Annotated in this window: 13 protein-coding genes; 9 read left to right on the forward strand and 4 right to left on the reverse strand. The window is 70.7% G+C overall.

Annotated elements, in window-relative coordinates; all coding sequences use genetic code 11:
- Positions 1-36: 36 nt before the first annotated feature.
- The gene (locus tag ACQPZX_RS21615; RefSeq protein WP_433383534.1) at positions 37-885 is read left to right on the forward strand and encodes an MEDS domain-containing protein; all 849 of its coding nucleotides are present in this window, start codon (positions 37-39) and stop codon (positions 883-885) included.
- Entirely contained in the window at positions 882-1,805 is a 924-nt protein-coding gene (locus ACQPZX_RS21620; protein WP_433383536.1) for an anti-sigma factor RsbA family regulatory protein, read from the forward strand. Before ACQPZX_RS21615 ends, ACQPZX_RS21620 begins: the two co-directional genes overlap by 4 nt.
- 95 nt (positions 1,806-1,900) lie before the next feature.
- On the opposite strand, the gene ACQPZX_RS21625 is transcribed toward ACQPZX_RS21620, so the two are convergent.
- Complete coding sequence (locus ACQPZX_RS21625) at positions 1,901-3,061, reverse strand: MFS transporter (RefSeq protein WP_433383538.1); 1,161 nt, start codon at positions 3,059-3,061, stop codon at positions 1,901-1,903.
- 53 nt (positions 3,062-3,114) lie between these two features.
- On the opposite strand from ACQPZX_RS21625, the gene ACQPZX_RS21630 reads away from it, so the two are divergent.
- Positions 3,115-3,876, forward strand: a complete 762-nt coding sequence (locus tag ACQPZX_RS21630; protein ID WP_433383540.1) for an AraC family transcriptional regulator — start codon at positions 3,115-3,117, stop codon at positions 3,874-3,876.
- 82 nt (positions 3,877-3,958) lie between these two features.
- Here the strand turns inward: ACQPZX_RS21630 and ACQPZX_RS21635 are convergent, their stop codons facing one another.
- The gene (locus ACQPZX_RS21635) at positions 3,959-7,453 is read right to left on the reverse strand and encodes a S8 family serine peptidase (RefSeq protein ID WP_433383542.1); all 3,495 of its coding nucleotides are present in this window, start codon (positions 7,451-7,453) and stop codon (positions 3,959-3,961) included.
- Between the two features lie 148 nt (positions 7,454-7,601).
- Here ACQPZX_RS21635 and ACQPZX_RS21640 point away from each other — a divergent pair, with 148 nt between their 5' ends.
- From ACQPZX_RS21640 to mmsB, 4 genes are all read left to right on the forward strand, one after another.
- The gene (locus ACQPZX_RS21640; protein ID WP_433383544.1) at positions 7,602-8,561 is read left to right on the forward strand and encodes a TrmB family transcriptional regulator; all 960 of its coding nucleotides are present in this window, start codon (positions 7,602-7,604) and stop codon (positions 8,559-8,561) included.
- Positions 8,562-8,729: 168 nt separating this feature from the next.
- The gene (chvE, locus tag ACQPZX_RS21645) at positions 8,730-9,857 is read left to right on the forward strand and encodes a multiple monosaccharide ABC transporter substrate-binding protein (RefSeq protein WP_433383546.1); all 1,128 of its coding nucleotides are present in this window, start codon (positions 8,730-8,732) and stop codon (positions 9,855-9,857) included.
- A complete protein-coding gene (gene mmsA / locus ACQPZX_RS21650) occupies positions 9,857-11,389 on the forward strand; it encodes a multiple monosaccharide ABC transporter ATP-binding protein (RefSeq protein ID WP_433383548.1) in 1,533 nt (510 codons plus the stop codon). Before chvE ends, mmsA begins: the two co-directional genes overlap by 1 nt.
- Entirely contained in the window at positions 11,386-12,636 is a 1,251-nt protein-coding gene (gene mmsB, locus ACQPZX_RS21655) for a multiple monosaccharide ABC transporter permease (protein WP_433383550.1), read from the forward strand. The genes mmsA and mmsB overlap by 4 nt, the downstream gene beginning before the upstream one ends.
- A 42-nt stretch (positions 12,637-12,678) precedes the next feature.
- Here mmsB and ACQPZX_RS21660 read toward each other — a convergent pair whose 3' ends face one another.
- Complete coding sequence (locus ACQPZX_RS21660) at positions 12,679-13,245, reverse strand: MerR family transcriptional regulator (protein WP_433383552.1); 567 nt, start codon at positions 13,243-13,245, stop codon at positions 12,679-12,681.
- 145 nt (positions 13,246-13,390) lie between these two features.
- On the opposite strand from ACQPZX_RS21660, the gene ACQPZX_RS21665 reads away from it, so the two are divergent.
- Complete coding sequence (locus ACQPZX_RS21665; protein WP_433383554.1) at positions 13,391-14,959, forward strand: pectate lyase; 1,569 nt, start codon at positions 13,391-13,393, stop codon at positions 14,957-14,959.
- A gap of 97 nt (positions 14,960-15,056) precedes the next feature.
- Here the strand turns inward: ACQPZX_RS21665 and ACQPZX_RS21670 are convergent, their stop codons facing one another.
- Positions 15,057-16,745 carry a GMC oxidoreductase gene (locus ACQPZX_RS21670; RefSeq protein ID WP_433383556.1) on the reverse strand — a complete coding sequence of 563 codons (1,689 nt, stop codon included), beginning with the start codon at positions 16,743-16,745 and terminating at the stop codon, positions 15,057-15,059.
- A 49-nt stretch (positions 16,746-16,794) separates the two neighbouring features.
- On the opposite strand from ACQPZX_RS21670, the gene ACQPZX_RS21675 reads away from it, so the two are divergent.
- A complete protein-coding gene (locus ACQPZX_RS21675) occupies positions 16,795-17,625 on the forward strand; it encodes an alpha/beta fold hydrolase (protein WP_433383558.1) in 831 nt (276 codons plus the stop codon).
- Positions 17,626-17,688: the final 63 nt, after the last annotated feature.

Consider the following 17,688-nt stretch of genomic DNA (forward strand, 5'->3'; position numbering starts at 1 on the left):
ACCCCGCCACCCATCACCATCAGAATGGGGAGACTCGTGGGCGGGTTACCGCTCCTCGACAAGGTTGCCCTCGGCGATCACGTCTGCTGGACAGTCGACGACGACGCCACCCGGCTGGAGGCGATCGCCGCCTTCGTCCGCGCCGGTCTGCTCGCCCGCCACCGCGTCATCTACAGCGGCGACGATCCCGAGGCGGTCCTCGAGGGGCTGGAGCGCCACGGCGTCGGCACCCGGGTCGCCCTCGACGAGGGCCTGCTGCGCGCGGTGACCGCCGAGTCGAGCTACCTGGCCGGCGGCGTCTTCGACCCCGCGGTCTCGATCAAGCTGTGGCACGCCGAGGTGGCGCGGGCGCGCGCCGAGGGATACCCGGGCATCCGCGTCGTCGGCGACATGACCTGGGCCAGCCGGCGGATTCCCGGCGCCGAGCACCTCCCCTGGTACGAGGCGGAGGTCAACACGGTCTTCATGGAGGGGTACGTGGCGGGGGTATGCGCGTACGACCGGCGTCGCTTCGATCCGCTGCAGCTGCGGCGGCTCGGCTTCGCCCATCCGGGGGCGGCGGGCATGCGCGCCCCCTTCGAGCCGGAGTCGTCGCTGCGGGCGAGGCGCACCCGGGACCCGTACGGCGTGCGCCTGGCCGGCGAGGTCGACCTGTCCAACCGCGATGCGCTGCGGGCGGTGATCGGGCACCTCTTCGACGGCGCGCCGGCCGCCACCGTCGACGTCTCCGGCCTGACCTTCGCCGACACTGCCGCGGCCCGCATCCTGGTCGACGCGGCGGCGGAAGGGCCGCTGCGGCTGGTCGGCTGCTCCCCGCCGCTGCGCAAGCTGCTCGCGTTCCACGGCGCCGACAGTGTGGCCGGCCTGACGGTGGTGCCCGGATGACCCCGTTCGAGCATCCCGGGCTGCTCTACCGCGAGTCCGGCGGCTTCCTCGCCGGCACCGTGTCGTTCGTCCGCGCCGCGGTCGAGGCCGGCGACCCGGTGCTGGTCGCTGTTCCGGGCGACCGCCTCGACATGCTGCGCGACGCGCTCGACGGGATCGGCGACCAGGTGGTGTTCGCCGACATGGAGACGGCCGGCCGCAACCCGGGACGGATCCTGCCGTCGATGCTGTTGCCGTTCGCCGCCGCGCACGCCGGCCGCCGGGTGTCGATCGTCGGCGAGCCGGTCTGGGCCGGGCGCACCGAGGACGAGCGGCCCGCCTGCGCCCAGCACGAGGCGCTGATCAACGCGGCGTTCGCGGGCGCCGACGCGAGCATCCTGTGCACGTACGACGAGGTGGCCCTCGACCCGGCGACGATCCACGACGCCTGGCGCACCCATCCGGTGATGATCTCGGAGGGCGAGCGGATGCCGAGCCCCTCGTACGACGGCGACCCGGTCGCCACGGCCGAGGCGGTCAACGCGCCGCTGGCGCCGCCGCCGGACGAGGCCGAGTCGGTCGGCTACGAGGGCCTGCCCGACCTGTCGGCGGTGCGCTCGTTCGTGCGCCGGCGCGCGGCCTCGGTGCTCGACGCCGACCGCACGCAGGGCATGGTGCTGGCGATGCACGAGCTGGCGACAAACACCATCAAGCACGCCGGCGGGCCGGGCCGCATCACGGTCTGGAACGAGCCCGGCCGCATCGTCTGCCAGGTCGAGGACCGGGGCCACATCACCGACCCGCTCGCGGGACGACGGCTGCCGCCGCCGCTGAGCCCGTGCGGCCGGGGATTGCTGCTGGTCAACCAGCTGTGCGACCTGGTGCGCATGCACACCAGCCCGTCCGGCACGACGATCCGGGTGCAGATGGCGGCGAGCTAGCGCGCGGCCGCGCCGGGCATCGCGCGGGGCGCCGGGCATCGCGCGGGGCGCCGGGGTGAGCCGGGCATCGCGTGCGGTGCGTTCCCTGGCTCGGGTCAGTCCGTGGTGGCGGGGAGGGCGGCTGCGGTGAGGATCGCGCGGGGCTCGGTGAGCAGCAGGCCGAGCGCCCAGGCGGCCAGTGGCGCGGCGCACAGGATGGCGAAGACGCCCTGTGGACCGTAGTGCTGGGCGGCCAAACCCAGCAGCGGGGCGAAGAGACCGCCGATGCTCACGCCCAGGCCGAGCGTGACGCCCGCCGCGGTGCCGGGGCGGCCGGGCAGGTAGTCCTGGCCGAGCTTGACCAGGACCGCGAACGGGATGTTCAGGGCCACGCCGACCAGCGCGGCGAAGAGCAGCGGCGCGATCGTGCCGCCGGAGAGGCGCAGGGCGATCAGCATCGGGACCGCGGCCAGCGCGCCCAGCTGCACGGTGCGGACGGCGCCGATGCGGTCGGCGATGCGGCCGCCGGCCAGGGTGCCGAGCACGCCGCCGACCAGGAAGACGGCCAGGGCGGCGCCGGCCAGGCCGCGGGAGGCGTGCAGGTGACGGATCCAGTAGAGCTCGATGAACGTGTTCACGCCGAAGAACGCGGCCGAGCGGACCACCTCGATGCCGGTCAGGGCGAAGAACGGCCGCCACTGGTCGGCGCCTCGACGAAGCGCCTTGCCGGCGGTGGCGGCGAGGTGGCGGCGGTGCCCGCGCAGCAGGACGAAGGCGATGAGGACGGCCGGCGGGATGAACAGCGCGGTGGCCGGGACTCCCCAGGCGACCAGGGCGGGGGTGGCCAGCACCGGGGCGAGGAAGAAGCCGACGCTGCCGCCGGCCGCGAAGACGCTCATCGCGGTGGTGCTGTCGCCGGCCACCTCGCGGGCCGCCTTGCCGGCCGCGGGATGGAACATCGCCACGCCCAGGCCGGAGAGCAGGATCAGCGACCAGACCGCCGGATAGCCGCCGGCCAGGCCGGACAGCCCGAGCCCGAGGCCGGCCAGCGCGACCCCGGCCGCGGCCAGCCAGCCGAGGCGGTAGCGGTCGGCGAGCATGCCGATGAACGGCTGCGGCACCGAGCTGCCCAGCGCCGCCGCGAGGGTGAGGCCGGAGGCGGCGACGTAGCTGTACCGGTGGTCGAGGACGAAGTACGGCAGGGTGGCGGGAACGAGGCCCTGATAGAGGTCGTCGACGGCGTGCGCGCCGGCCCAGAGCCAGATTCTGCGGGTCATGCCGCCAGCCTCGCGACAATCCGGGATGCGGGCTTCCGATATTCTGCCGAGTTATGTCGGTAACCCGCCGGACGCTGGTCAGCCCCACGACGGTGCGGCTGATCCACCGGGAGCGGATCGAGTGGCACGACCACGCGGTGCATCAGCTGGCGTATCCGATTCGCGGCGTCCTGCAGGTCTCGACCAGCCGCGGCGCGTGGGTGGTGCCGCCGAACCGGGCGGTCTGGATCCCGGCCGGGGTGGCGCACTCGCATCGGGCGCACGGGCCCACCGAGCTGCGGTCGCTGATCTTCGACGTGCCGGTGAACCCCCTCGCCGTCGACGTGCCGACGGTGCTGGCGGTGAGCCCGCTGCTGCGCGAGGTGATCCGGGCGCTCACCGACAACGACGGGCTCGAACCGGAGCACCGCGATCACCTCGAGGCGGTGGCGCTGTGGCAGCTGCGCGAGGTCGAGGCGCTGCCGCTGTGGCTGCCGACGCCGACCGACCCGCGGCTGGTGCGGCTCTGCGAGATCCTGGCCGGCGATCCGGCCGATCCGCGCACGCTGGGGGAGTTGGGCCGGCAGGTGGGGGCCGCCGATCGTACGCTGTCGCGGCTGTTCCGCGAGCAGACCGGGATCACGTTTCCGCAGTGGCGGGGGCAGCTCCGCCTGCATCACGCGCTCAAGCTGCTCGCCACCGGGCTGCCCGTCACCCGGGTCGCGGCCGACTGCGGGTATCGCAGCCCGAGCGCGTTCATCGAGGCGTTCCGCGCCGCCTTCGGCACCACCCCGGGCCGGTACATGGCAGCGGGGGAGGGGCGGCCGCGGGACTGACCCGGCACCCGGATGGGACGGCCGGGCCGGGGCTCAGGCGTGCCGGGAGGGGCGGCCGCCCGCGTGACGCGGCCGCCCCGGGTCACCGCAGCCGGTAGGCGCGGATCACCTCCTGGACGACCTGGCCGCCGCTCGCGTTCGTCGCCGTGGCGCGCAGCGAGACCCAGCCGGGCCGATGCGGGGACAGCAGCGCCCGGCCCGCGGCCAGCGGCGCCGATTGCCAGGACGCTCCGTCGTCGTACGAGATCTGGAAAGAGACGACCCGCCCACCCGGCGCCGCGACGCCGATGGTCTGAGGTCGCCAAGCCGGCAGCGCGCCGGTGAGATCGGTGGCGACGGCGAAGCCGAGCTGTTGCAGCGAAAGCTGCTCGTCGGTGTCGGACGAGCGGAACGTCCATTGTGTACGAGTGCGGATCGAGGTGCCCCACGTCTCGTCCCGGCTGGTGTCCTGCTCGAAGCGGTAGACGGCCGGCCCGTCGACGTGCGGCACCTCGGTCTGGATGGCGAAGTCCGGCACCTCCCGCCCTACCAGGGTCCCGTTCTGGTACAGGCGGGAGGTGACGGTGCCGGACCCGTTCATCGAGCCGGTGATGTCGGCGGGGCCGCCGGCCTCCGGCACGCTCACCGCCATGAAGTCGCCCTGGCGGTTCGGGCCCCAATACCCGGGACCGAGCTTGGGATGCGTGACCGGGCCGAACCAGACCCGCTCGCTGCGCGCGCCGGGACGATAGGTGACCTGGTCGTGCCGCTGCTCGGGACCCTCGGGGAGGAAGGCGCCCTGATACCAGGCGGTGCTGTCCTGAGTGGAGTAATAGTCGGTGCGGGCGGTGCCGAGCGGTTGCTCCTGCGGGATGCCGAGGCACGGCGGCCATTGGTAGGAGCGGCAGTCGGCGCGCAGGTCGTAGCCGGTCGTGGCGGCGCCGGTGCGCACGAAGCGCTGGTCGACCTGGGCGAGCCGGGTCGGTGTGTAGGAAAGCCGGGTGGGCACGCGCCCGGGCCACGAGGAGACAAGCTCATAGGCGTACGCGGGGGCGGCGTGCCCGATGCCGCGCAGCGTGAGCCGGCCGGTCCGCGCCGCCGCGATCAACCCGCGTCCCTGGGTCGCGGAGACCGACACCGACGGAACCGGACCGGCCCACTCGGCCCGCCGCCCCGGACCGTCATTGACCACTACGAGCAGCGCCACCCGGGCGGCCGTTGCCGCGGCCGCGCGCTGATCGGCGGTCACCGATGCGCTCCACCGGACCACGGCCACCTTGCCGGCCGCGTCCGCTGGGTAAGAGGCGCCGTCGCCGGCGTAGATACCGCGCAGCGCGAACTTCCCGTCCAGCTTCGGCGAACCGGTCAGGTAGAGCGGGTCGAGGCCGCCGATCTCGAGCGCCGGGGTGGGGCGGCTCCAGCGCGAAAGCAGTTCGTAGGTGCCGGGAATCGTGGCAGTAGGAGCGGCATATAGACGGTCCACATCGGACGGCACGGTGTACGCGTTGAGGAAAGTCGCGTAGATGCCGCCGATGCCCGAGTCGCGGAAGTACTGCACGCGGCGGTAGGCGTCCTCGCTCGGCCGCGGCGTGCGCACGGTGATCGGGTTGGCCGCCCGCGCGTCCAGCGCCAGTGTGCGATTCCGGTCGAGCACCAGGTGCGGCGTGCCGAGCAGGGCCACCCCGGCGCCGTCGTCGACGGGCAGCCACGAGGTCGCGTCGTAGTCGCCGGGCGGCAGGCGCAGCGCGGCCGATTCGCCGGTGGCGGGGTCGATGGCGACGGTGCGGGCGAACTCGTCCCCGTACCGGTAAAGCGTCAGGAAGCCGCCCGCGGCCTTGCCTTTACGGTCCTTGGCGGTCACCCGCAGGTTGTACCGCTCGTCCTCCTTGACCAGGCCGATGGCGGTGCGCGCCCGGACCGCGCCGGCGTCGTCGGTCGCCGTCACGAAGCCGGTGAAGCGGCCCGCGCCGTCGATGTCGTCGGGGTCGGCGGTCACGGTGACGCTCGCCGTGCCCTGGGCGGGCACGATCAGAATCGGGCTGCTCAGCTGGGCGGGTGCTTGCGCTTGGAGGTGCAGCGTCACGGCCGTCCCGCCGTCATTCGCGTACGTGATGGGCTTGCTCACCGGGTCGTCGCCGTCGTGCGGCCAGTCGAAGAAGCCGAGATAGGCGCTGCCGGTGGCGTGCAGCGTGCCCAGCGCGGCCGGAACGTCGAGCCGGCCGGTACCGACCTGGAACGGGGTCGTCTCGGGCAGGGCCTTCGCCGAGGACATCAGGGCGTCCTTGATCTGGTCGCCGCGCCACGCCGGGTGGGCAGCGGCCAGGATCGCGGCGGCGCCGGCCACGTGCGGGGTGGCCATCGAGGTGCCGTCCATCGGGATGTACCAGCCCTCGCCCGGGGTGGCCTGCGAGCGGGCGGCGAGGATGCCGACGCCGGGCGCGGCGATGTCGGGCTTGAGGGCGGCGTCGCCGGAGCGCGGGCCCTGGCTGGAGAAGTCGGCCCGCTGGTCCTGCCCGTCGACCGCGGCGACGGTCAGCGCGGCGTCGGCCGAGCCGGGGCTGCCGATGGTCTGTTCGGCGTAGCTGTTGCCGGCCGCCACGACGAACAGGGCGCCGGTGTCGGCGGAGAGCCGGTTGACGGCCTCGGCCATGGGATCGGTGCCGTCGGACGGCTCGGCGCTGCCGAGGCTCATGCTGACGACGTCGGCGTGCGCGGCGGCCCACTCCATGCCGGCGATGATCCAGGAGTCCTGGCCGTAGCCGTCGTCGCCGAGCACCTTGCCGACGAGCAGGGTGGCGCCGGGGGCCACGCCCTTCTCCTGCCCGTCGGAGGCGGCGCCGCTGCCGCCGACGGTCGAGGCGGTGTGGGTGCCGTGGCCGTTACGGTCGCCGGCGTCCTCGCCGGGAACGAAGGAGACGGCCTCCTTGACGCGGTCCGCCAGGTCGGGGTGGGTGGTGTCGGCGCCGGTGTCGAGGACGGCGACGGTCGCGCCATCGCCGGTGAGGCCCCGGGCCCACGCCTCGGGCGCGCCGATCTGGGCGGTGCTGTCGGCCAATGACGCTCTAGCCTTGCCGTCCAGCCAGAGCTTGGCGGTGGGGCGTCGGGCGAAATCTGACCAGAAGGTGGCGGCGTCGCGTTTTCCGACGGTCAGGGCGGTCGCGCCGATGCTGGGGAGGTCGCGGACCTTGCGGACTCCGGCCAGAGCATTGGCGGCCTGCGGACGGTCGGCGATGACGGGGACGGTGGCGGTGCTGGCGTCGCTGTAGCCCTGGTCGATCAGGCCGGTCACGTCGAAGAGCCGGCGGTCGAGGCGGTTGGCGGCCAGCAGGGGGAGGGCCTCGTCGGGGATGACATACAGGTGGCTGCCGACCATCTCCTGCCGGAAGCCGCCGATGGAGGCCCGGCCGCGCTCGACGGTGGCGACCCGGTTGCCCTCGACACGCACCCGGTCACCGGTGATCAGCGTGACCGTGGCCGTGGCCGCGGTGGCTGTCGCGGCGGTGGCCGGCGCGGCCCAGATGGGGGTGCCGCCGGAGGCGGTCAGGGCCACGCCGGCGGTGACGGCGAGGACGGCGAGGCGGGCCGTGGATCGTCGCATGTGCATCCTTCGACGTGGGCGGGGTACCGACAATCCGGCACGGGCGCGTTCCCCGGCAACGGATCGGATACGGCGGCTTCCGTTCGTGGCGTAAATCCGCCACACTGCCTCGACATTCGTGGCGGCGCGACGCGGGACGGGGGCGGGGATGCAGCCGGATGTGCTGGGTCTGCGGGCCGAGGAATCGGCGGCCTACCGCGCGCTGATCACCGTCCCGTCGGCCGGCGCCGACGAGTTCGCGGCGCTGCTGCGGGTCTCGGCCGGCCACGCCTCACTGCTTCTGTCGGGGCTCGAGGGCGCCGGTCTCGCCGTGCGCAGCCTCGGCGATCCGGACCGGTTCGTGGCGGCGCCACCGGCCACGACGCTGCGGGAGTCGCTGCGACGGCGGCGCGAGGAGCTGCAGCGGGCCGAGGCCGAGCTCGGGGTGCTCGACGAGGTGTACCGGGCGGCGGCTTTACGCCGCGGGGCGCCCGGCGTCGTCGACGTGATCCAGGGCGCGGCGGCCGTGCGGGAGATGTTCGGGCGGCTGCAGCTGGGCGCGCGCGAGGAGGTGCTCTCGCTGGTGAAGGCGCCGATCGCGGTCATCACCGCCGCCGAGAACGTCGAGGAGGACTCGGCGGTCGCGCGCGGGGTGCGCTATCGGGTGCTCTTCGAGCGGGCGATGCTCGACGAGGAACCGGACGCCTTCGAGCGGATCGTGGCGGCGCGGGCGGCCGGCGAACAGATCCGCATTGCGGACTCGTTGCCGGTGAAACTGCTCGTCGTCGACCGGGAGCACGCGCTGATGCCGTTGGCCCAGGTGCCCGAAACGGCGGGGGCCGGTGCTCTCCTCGTACGGGAAAGAGGTCTGCTCCTTGCTCTTGTCGCCCTTTTCGAAGCGGAATGGCGAACGGCGAGCGCGGTTGCGGGGACACCGGCGCTGGACGCGCTGGACGCTCGGATCGTGAGCCTGCTGATGACCGGGCTGACCGACGAGGCCGTCGCGACGCATCTAGGGACGTCGTTACGCACGGTCCAGCGCAGGGTGCGACATCTGATGGAAGTGACCGGCGGGCGCACCCGTATGCAGCTCGGGTTCCACGTCGCCCGTCTCGGTTGGCTGGACTGACGAACACCGTCTGTTATCGATAACAATTCGGCCTCTGAAGGCTGTGTAACGACCCGCCAACGAAGTTTCGTCAACATGTCGCCGACGTTGCCGGAACTGTTGACACGGTCATTGTTAGCGTTCACACTCGACGCCACGCCGCTGCCCCCGATGAAGGAGTTAAGCGCAATGAGATTTTCCCGGATGGGGGCCGTGGCCTCCGCCGTCGTCCTTAGTGCCGCCCTCGCCGCCTGTGGCTCGAGCGAGAAGACCGCCGACAAGGCGGCCTCGGGTGGCGACACCAAGGGCGCTCTAATTGGTGTCACCATGCCGACCAAGTCCTCCGAGCGGTGGATCTCGGACGGTGACAACCTGAAGAAGCAGCTCGAGGCCCTCGGCTACCAGGTCGACCTCCAGTACGCCGAGAACGACATCCCCACCCAGACCCAGCAGCTGGACAACCAGATCACCAAGGGCGCCAAGCTGCTGATCATCGCCTCGATCGACGGCACCGCGATCACCACGCAGTTGGAGAACGCGAAGGCCAACAACATCCCGGTCATCGCCTACGACCGCCTGATCCGCAACAGCCCGAACGTGGACTACTACGCCACGTTCGACAACTTCAAGGTGGGCGTGCAGCAGGCGACCTCGCTGCTGACCGGCCTGAAGGTGCTCAACGCGGACGGGTCGAAGGGCACCGCGAAGGGCCCGTTCAACGTCGAGCTGTTCGCCGGCTCGCCGGATGACAACAACGCGACGTTCTTCTTCAACGGCGCGATGAGCATCCTCAAGCCGTTCATCGACGACAAGACGATCACGGTGAAGAGCGGGCAGACCGACTTCAAGACCGTCGCGATCCTGCGCTGGGACCCGGCCACCGCGCAGAAGCGGATGGAGGACCTGCTGACCTCCACCTACAAGGGTGGCGCGAAGGTCGACGGCGTTCTGTCGCCCTACGACGGCCTTTCGATCGGCATCCTCTCCGCGCTCAAGAGCAACGGTTACGGTACGGCCGCGCAGAAGTACCCGGTCGTCACCGGCCAGGACGCCGAGCTCGCCTCGGTCAAGTCCATCATCGGCGGTGAGCAGTACTCCACGATCTACAAGGACACCCGCGAGCTGGCCAAGACCACCGTCTCGATGGCCGACGCCGTGCTCAAGGGCCAGAAGCCCGAGGTCAACAACACCACGGACTACGACAACGGCAACAAGGTCGTCCCGTCGCAGCTGCTGCAGTCGGTGATCGTCGACAAGACCAACTACCAGAAGGTCCTCGTGGACGGCGGCTACTACACCCAGGCGCAGCTCGGGTAATGAGCGACACCATCCTCTCGATGCGGGGCATCACCAAGACGTTCCCCGGGGTCAAGGCCCTGACGGACGTGAACTTGGAGGTGCTCCGCGGCGAGATCCACGCGATCTGCGGGGAGAACGGCGCCGGGAAGTCCACCTTGATGAAGGTGCTTTCCGGCGTCTACCCGTACGGCGACTACGAAGGTGAGATCACCTTCGAGGGTGAGCCCTGCCGGTTCGGCGGCATTCGCGACAGCGAGCACCGCGGCATCGTGATCATCCACCAGGAGCTCGCACTCGCCTCCAACCTGTCGATCGCCGAGAACATCTTCCTCGGCAACGAACAGGCCACCAGGGGCTTCATCGACTGGAACAAAACCAACCACGCCGCCGCCGAGCTGCTGCGCCGCGTCGGGTTGAACGAGAACCCGGTCACCCAGGTCCTCGACCTCGGCGTCGGCAAACAGCAACTCGTCGAGATCGCCAAAGCCCTGTCCAAAGAGGTGCGGCTGCTCATCTTGGACGAGCCCACCGCGGCTCTCAACGACGAGGACTCGGCGCATCTGCTGGAGCTGCTGCGCGGGCTGCGCGACGAGGGGATCACCTGCGTGATCATCTCGCACAAGCTCAACGAGGTCCTCGCGATCGCCGACACCGTGACGATCCTGCGCGACGGTCGCACGATCTCGACCACGCCGGTCTCGGACCTGACCGAAGACAAGATCATCTCCGGCATGGTCGGCCGGGATCTTGATCATCGGTTCCCGCCGCATGTCTCTACCGTCGGTTCGGAAATCTTCCGTATCGAGGACTGGACCGTCCATTCGCCGACTCAGCACGGGCGGCTGCTGGTGGATCGCGCCTCGCTGACGCTGCGACGTGGCGAAATTGTCGGACTTGCCGGACTTATGGGTGCGGGTCGGACCGAACTGGCGATGAGCGTGTTCGGCCGCGCCTACGGCGCGAACATCAGCGGGAAGATCTTCAAGGACGGCAAGGAGATCCGCTTGCGGTCGGTGCGTGACGCGATCAAACACGGCATCGCGTACGCCACGGAGGACCGCAAACGTTATGGACTGAACCTCATCGAGGACATCAAGCGGAACATCTCGGCCGCCGCCCTCGGCCGCCTGGCGCACCGCGGCTGGGTCGACGACAACGAGGAATACAAGGTCGCCGACGGTTACCGCACGTCGATGAACATCAAGGCGCCCAGCGTCTCGAGCATCACCGGCAAGCTCTCCGGCGGTAACCAGCAGAAGGTCGTCCTCTCCAAGTGGATCTTCACCGATCCGGACGTGCTGATCCTCGACGAGCCCACCCGCGGCATCGACGTCGGCGCCAAGTACGAGATCTACACGATCATCAACCGGCTCGCCGACCAGGGCAAGGCGGTGCTGGTCATCTCCAGCGAGCTGCCCGAGCTGCTCGGGCTGTGCGACCGTATCTACACCCTCTCGGCCGGCCGGATCACCGGTGAGGTGCCCCGGGCCGAGGCCACCCAGGAGGGCTTGATGACCCTCATGACCGCCGGACAGGAGGCAGGCGAGTGAGCCTCGCACCCACCAACGCCGACCTCGCCGTCGACCCGACGCCGGGCGAGCCCTCCGCCGCCGGCAGCGGCCGCAGGTTCTCGATCAACCTGCGGCAGAGCGGCATCTACATCGCGTTCGCGCTGATCGTGCTGCTGTTCACCGTGCTCACCGGCGGCGACATGCTGCAGCCGCAGAACATCAGCAACATCATCGTCCAGAACTCCTACATCCTGATCCTGGCGATCGGCATGATCCTGGTGATCATCGCCGGGCACATCGACCTGTCCGTCGGTTCCATCGTCGCCTGCTGCGGCGCGGTCTCCGCCGTACTCATGGTCGAGAACCACATCGCCTGGCCGATTGCCCTGATCATCACCCTGGTGTTCGGCGCGTTGATCGGCGCCTGGCAGGGCTACTGGGTCGCGTACTTCGGGATCCCGGCCTTCATCGTCACGCTCGCCGGCATGCTGCTGTTCCGGGCGATCACGCTGTCCATCCTGGGCAACCGGGGCATCGGGCCGTTCCCCGACGCGGTACGCACGCTGGCCAACGGCTTCACCGGCGGCTACCTCGGCAACATCGGCCTCGGCGCGCTCGGCGGCGCCGACCTGTTCAGCCTGCTGATCGGGCTGATCGCCGTCGCCGGGCTGATCATGACGCAATGGCGCACCCGCGCCGGACGGGCCCGCTACGGCCAAGCCGTCGACCCGATCTGGGTGTTCATCGCCAAGATCGTCGTCGCCGCGGTCGTCATCATGTTCGTCCTCGTCCAACTCGCCCGGTTCCGGAACCTGCCCTGGGTCCTCGTCCTGCTGGCCGGCCTCGTCCTCGGCTACTCACTGCTGGCCAACCGATCCGTGTTCGGCCGCCAGATCTACGCCGTCGGTGGCAACCTGCAAGCCGCGACGCTGTCCGGCGTGAAGGTCAAGTCCGTTATTTTCTGGATTTTTGTCAATATGGGGGTGCTGTCGGCGCTGGCCGGCATCATCTTCGCCGGACGGCTCAACCAGGCCAACCCGACCGCCGGCAACCAGTTCGAACTGGACGCCATCGCCGCCGCCTTCATCGGCGGCGCGGCGGTGCAGGGCGGCGTCGGCAAGGTCGTCGGCGCCATCACCGGCGGCCTGATCATGGGTGTGATCAACAACGGCATGAGCCTGATCGGTGCGCCGTCCGAGCGGGTCATGCTCGTGAAGGGCGCCGTTCTGCTGGCCGCGGTCGCGTTCGACGTCTGGACCAAGCGGCGGGCCGGCGCGTCGCGCTGAATTGTTGCTGGGGCGCCCCTTTTGCTGGGGCGCCCCATTCTCTCAGTGGCCCATCAGGCGAGCTCGGGTCTGCTGCATCTCGGCGAGCTGCTCCTCCGACATGGCGGCCCTCGCCTCTTCTCTCTTGCGGCTCATCTCGGCGAGTTCCTCCTCGCTGAGCGTGGCCGCCCACTCCCGGCGGGTCCGCTGCATCTCCTCGACCTGTTCGGGCGTCAATGGCTGGCTCATCGTGACCATCTCCTCGATCAAAGTGACGAACTGCGACGGCTCCGGATCCCTCTCCAACAGGCGTCGCAGGCTCGCGCGTACCTGCTGGGCCTGGCGGATCCGCTCCTCGGTCTCGGCGAGCTGACGGCGAAGGATCTCGCGCGGATCCTCGCCGCCGGCCTCCAGGGCCGCCGCTATGTCCCGCAAGGAGAGGCCGAAGCCGCGCAGCGCGAGAATCGTGTGCAGCCGGCGCACGTCGTCGCCGGTGTAGCACCGATGCCCGCCCGCCGTCCGCGACGACGGCCGCAGCAGGCCCAGCCGGTCGTAGTGGTGCAGGGCCCGCACGGTCACCCGGGTGGCCCGGGCCAGCTCCCCGATCCGCCACTCTCGCTGTCCGGTCATTCGTCCCTCCCTTCGCGGTCACGTCGAACGCTAGGACCTGACGTCGGGTCGGGTTCAAGCTCAAACTTTCTCGGATTCTCGGGCAACCTTTCCGCGCCGTCCGACCACTAGATCACGTACGACGTTGATCTGGAGGAGCGCACGGATGAAGCACGCAAAGCCGATGACGACGCGGTCGACGCCGCCAGTGCCGCCGCCGACGCCGGCGCGAACGCCGAAGGTGGGCTCGGCCCGATCGACGCCGGCTCGCCATGGGCGGCGGCGGGCCGTTGTGGCCGGCGGTTTCGCGGTCGTCGTGGCGGCGGCGGTGGGCGTGACCGCCACCGCGTTCGCGGGGAGCGCGGCCGCCTCGCTGAGCGACGACTTCGAGGACGGGAACTCGTCCGGATGGTCGAAGTCGGGCGGCTCGTGGGCCGTCGTCGCGGACGGCACCCAGGTCTTGCGGCAGTCCGATGCGGGGAGTGCGCTGGCGCGGCAGTTCGCCGGGGACTCGGGCTGGACGGACTACACCTTCTCCGCCGCGGTAAAGGCTGTCTCTCTAACCGGGCCGGGCGCGGCGGCCGGGATCGCGGCGAGAGCCGGCGGGGCTCACCAGTTCGATCGGCTCGTGCTGGTGCCCGGAGGTGCTCGCCTCGAGGAGGTGCGCGGGTCCACTGTCACCGTTCTCGGGTCGATCTCGCTCGTTTCGGCAGCCGGCGGGTGGCACACGCTGCGGGTCGACGTCTCCGGCGGGACGGTCAGTGGTTTTGTGGACGGGGTCTCCGTGGGTAGCGGGAGCACCGTCCTGACCGCCGGCCGGGTGGGGCTGCTGACGACGGGGTCGGCGGCGTCCTTCGACGACGTCGCGGTTACGGCACTTGACGGCGTACCCCCGACCGCGTCACCCAGCGGGCCGTCCGCCTCCGTCTCTGCCACCACTTCGTCTTCCGCTACCACTACCCCTTCGTCGTCCGCAACCGCCACCGCTTCGTCTTCTGTCACCGCCTCCTCTTCCGGGCCTGCCACCGCTTCCCCTTCCGGATCCTCGACGGTCTCGCCGGCCTCTTGGCCGAAGGCGACCGGGACCACCACGCTGACCGCGACCAAACCGGTGAGCGGAACCTTCGACGGCGGGAACGTCGAGTTCATCGGCGGCGGCGCCCTGGGCGACGGCGGCCAGGACGAGGGTCAGGACCCGCTGTTCGAGCTGGCCGACGGCGCCACCCTCGCGAACGTCATCATCGGCGCCCCCGCGGCCGACGGCGTGCACTGCAAGGGCAGCTGCACCCTGCGCAACGTGTGGTGGCTGGACGTGGGCGAGGACGCCGCCACCTTCAAGGGCACCGCCGCGACCCAGACCATGGCAGTCACCGGCGGCGGCGCCATGCACGCCTCCGACAAGGTCTTCCAGCACAACGGCCCCGGAACGTTCATCATCAGGAACTTCCAGGCCGCCGACATCGGCAAGCTGTACCGCTCGTGCGGCAACTGCTCGAAGCAGTTCGCCCGCCACGTAGAGGTCTCGGACGTCACGGTAACCGCGCCGCTGAAGACCTTGGTCGGCATCAACCCGAACCTGGGCGACACCGCGACGGTCACCAACGCCACCCTCATCGGCGGCACGACGAAGAACGTGTGCGCCCTCTTCAAGGGCGTGACCAGCGGCGAGCCCACGCAGACGTCGAGCGTCCCGGACGGCGTCGCCTGCGTGGCCACCGGAATCACGCTCAAGTAGACGGGCCGTGGGGCGCGGCGGCGCCCTACGGCCTTTGGCGCCCCGGCCCAGAGCCTTCAGCCCGGCCCTGGACCGGGGCGCCGACCCACCCAAGTCGTCAATGTTGACTGTCAATGTTGACGTCGGGAAGCAACCGCAGGCGCAGCGCTCCCGGCGCCGCCTCCGGGACGATCGGCTTGCGCGGGGCGATCGGGTTCACACGCTGGTAGGGCTCGCCGAGCGCGGGACGCTGGTCCTCGTCGCCGGCGTTGGGCCACATCCACATCGCCCTTTCCGCGAGTGCCGTGATCGTGAGCGACGGGTTGACGCCAAGGTTGGCGGCTACCGCGGAGCCGTCGACGACGTGCAGACCGGGATGGCCGTAGAGCCGGTGGTAAGGGTCGATCACGCCGTGGTCCGCGTCGGCGCCGATCGCGCAGCCGCCGATGAAGTGGCCGGTCACCGGGCGGCCGATCAGCTCCGTCGCGGCGCCTAGCGGCACGCCGTCGATCTTCTCGGCCACGCGCCGGGCCACGTCGTGGGCGGCCGGGACCCAGACCGGGTTGGGTTCGCCCACACCGGGGCGGCTGCGGAGGCGGCCGCGCTTGCGGTAGAGGGTGATCGAGTTGTCCAGCGGTTGCATGCCGAGCAGGACGATCGTCTGCTCCGACCAGCGGCGGGGCGAGACGAGCAGCCGCAAGTTATTGCGGCTTCGCACCAGCTCTTTGACTCCGGCCAGCAGCCGCGAGCGCCCGCCGGTGTCGTCGACGAGCACGGTCGCGAGCAGCGCCAGCAGGTTGCTTCCCTTGCCGTAGCGGACCGGCTCGACATGAGTGGCCGCGTCCGGGTGGATCGACGAAGTTATCGCCACCCCGCGGCTGTAGTCACGGTCGCGCCGCCGGGTCCGCGCGCCGAGGATGGACTCCGAGTTGGTGCGGCTGAGCTCGCCGAGCCGGGCGGAGATGCCCGGCAGCTGGCCCCGATCGCGCAGGCGGTGCAGCAGCCGCTGGGTGCCGAGCGCCCCGGCCGCGAAAATCACCTGCCCGGCGGTCACCTCACCCTTGGCGATGCCGCCGGTTCTCCGCGTACGGATGGAGAAGCCCCCGTCTGCGAGCGGCCGAACGTCGGTCGCTGTGGTGAGCGGCTTGACCACGGCGCCGGCTTGCTCGGCGAGGTAGAGGTAGTTCTTGACGAGCGTGTTCTTGGCACCGACTCGGCATCCGGTCATGCAGGCGCCGCAGAGGGTGCAGGCTCGCCGCTCGGGTCCCACGCCGCCGAAGAAGGGGTCGTTGACCCTTCCCGAGTTGCCTGTGGAGAAGAGAACGCCGACCGGGGTGTGTCGGTAGGTGTGTGCGACGCCCAGGTCCTCGGCTACCGCGCGCAAGGCTCGATCGGACTCGGTCTCGGCCGGGTTGGTTGTTACGCCGAGCATGCGTTTTGCCTGGTCGTAAGCCGGCGCTAGCTCGGCCTGCCAGTCGGTGATGGTGGACCACTGCGGGTCGGCGAAGAAGGTGGCGGGCGGTTCGTAAAGGGTGTTGGCGTAGCCGAGGGAACCGCCGCCGACTCCGGCGCCGGACATGATCATGGCGTGTCTCAGAAGGGTGAGGCGCAGGATGCCGTAGCAGCCCAGGGCGGGGGCGAACAGGTAGCGGCGCAGCCGCCAGGAAGTTTCGGCGAATTCGTCGTCGGCGAAGCGGCGGCCTGCCTCCAGGACCGCCACGCGATAGCCCTTCTCGGTCAGGCGAAGCGCGCTTACGCTGCCGCCGAAACCCGAGCCGATGATGACGACGTCGAAGTCATGCGCCATGGCGTACGGTGGCACCGTTGTTGGCGAGATGTCAATAAGTGGAGGCGCGGTGAACCACGACAGGCGGGGGAGCGGCAGCCCGATCGTGCTGATCCACGGGATCGGCAGTCACTGGCAGGTCTGGAATCCGGTGCTCGATCGGCTTGCCGAGCGGCACGACGTGATCGCGCTCGACCTGCCGGGCTTCGGCGGCAGCGAATACGACGGTGTACCGGGATCGGTGCCGCATCTGGCCGATCGGGTCGCCGCTTTCCTGTCCGAGCTGGACGTGCGCCGGCCCACGATCGGCGGCAACTCGCTCGGTGGCGGGATCGCGCTCGAGCTGGCTCGGCGCGGTGTGGCGCGGTCGGTGGTGGCGTTCTCCCCGGTCGGGTTCTTCGGATCGGCGGGGGCGGCCTGGTGCCGTACGGTCGTGAATGCCGCACGCGCCGGCGGCGGGACGCTGAGCCCGGCCCTCCCTCGGATCTTCGCCACCCGCCCGGGGCGAATCGCGCTTGGCGGAGTCTTCTACGGCCGGCCGTCATCGCTGGATCCGGAAGACTGTCTCGCCGGCGCTCGCGCCCTCGTGGCCGCACCGGGCTTCGTCGAGGCCCGGCGCCGGCTGGGCGAATGGCGACTGACATCGCCGACACTCCGAACCGCCTTCGCCGGCGCGTCGCCGATGCCGGAGGTGCCCGTGACGATCGCTTGGGGCGACCGTGATCTCGTGCTGCCCTACTGGCAGGCGAGGCGGGCCCGGCGCATCCTCCCGGACGCCCGGCACGTCCGGCTTCACGGCTGCGGGCACCTTCCGTTCGCGGACGACCCGGTGACCTGCGCGCGGCTGCTGTCGGAGGCCGCCGGGCAGGAGTTCCGGGAGGCTGCCCGAGACACTGGCTGAAAGGCAGCTGGGACGTGATCCGAGCCTATTGGCACACTGCCAATAGGCTGCTAGTTTCGGCGC

It is taken from the genome of Actinoplanes sp. CA-142083, from assembly GCF_050942195.1.
In the GTDB taxonomy this organism is placed as follows: Bacteria; Actinomycetota; Actinomycetes; order Mycobacteriales; family Micromonosporaceae; genus Actinoplanes.

Excerpts from the sequence above, each read along its gene's own strand:
- ACQPZX_RS21630 (WP_433383540.1), top strand. The coding sequence starts at position 3,115 with ATGTCGGTAACCCGCCGGACGCTGGTCAGCCCCACGACGGTGCGGCTG.
- ACQPZX_RS21620 (WP_433383536.1), top strand. The coding sequence starts at position 882 with ATGACCCCGTTCGAGCATCCCGGGCTGCTCTACCGCGAGTCCGGCGGC.
- mmsA (WP_433383548.1), top strand. The coding sequence starts at position 9,857 with ATGAGCGACACCATCCTCTCGATGCGGGGCATCACCAAGACGTTCCCC.
- ACQPZX_RS21665 (WP_433383554.1), top strand. The coding sequence starts at position 13,391 with ATGAAGCACGCAAAGCCGATGACGACGCGGTCGACGCCGCCAGTGCCG.
- ACQPZX_RS21640 (WP_433383544.1), top strand. The coding sequence starts at position 7,602 with ATGCAGCCGGATGTGCTGGGTCTGCGGGCCGAGGAATCGGCGGCCTAC.
- ACQPZX_RS21635 (WP_433383542.1), bottom strand. The coding sequence starts at position 7,453 with ATGCGACGATCCACGGCCCGCCTCGCCGTCCTCGCCGTCACCGCCGGC.
- chvE (WP_433383546.1), top strand. The coding sequence starts at position 8,730 with ATGAGATTTTCCCGGATGGGGGCCGTGGCCTCCGCCGTCGTCCTTAGT.
- ACQPZX_RS21670 (WP_433383556.1), bottom strand. The coding sequence starts at position 16,745 with ATGGCGCATGACTTCGACGTCGTCATCATCGGCTCGGGTTTCGGCGGC.
- ACQPZX_RS21660 (WP_433383552.1), bottom strand. The coding sequence starts at position 13,245 with ATGACCGGACAGCGAGAGTGGCGGATCGGGGAGCTGGCCCGGGCCACC.
- ACQPZX_RS21625 (WP_433383538.1), bottom strand. The coding sequence starts at position 3,061 with ATGACCCGCAGAATCTGGCTCTGGGCCGGCGCGCACGCCGTCGACGAC.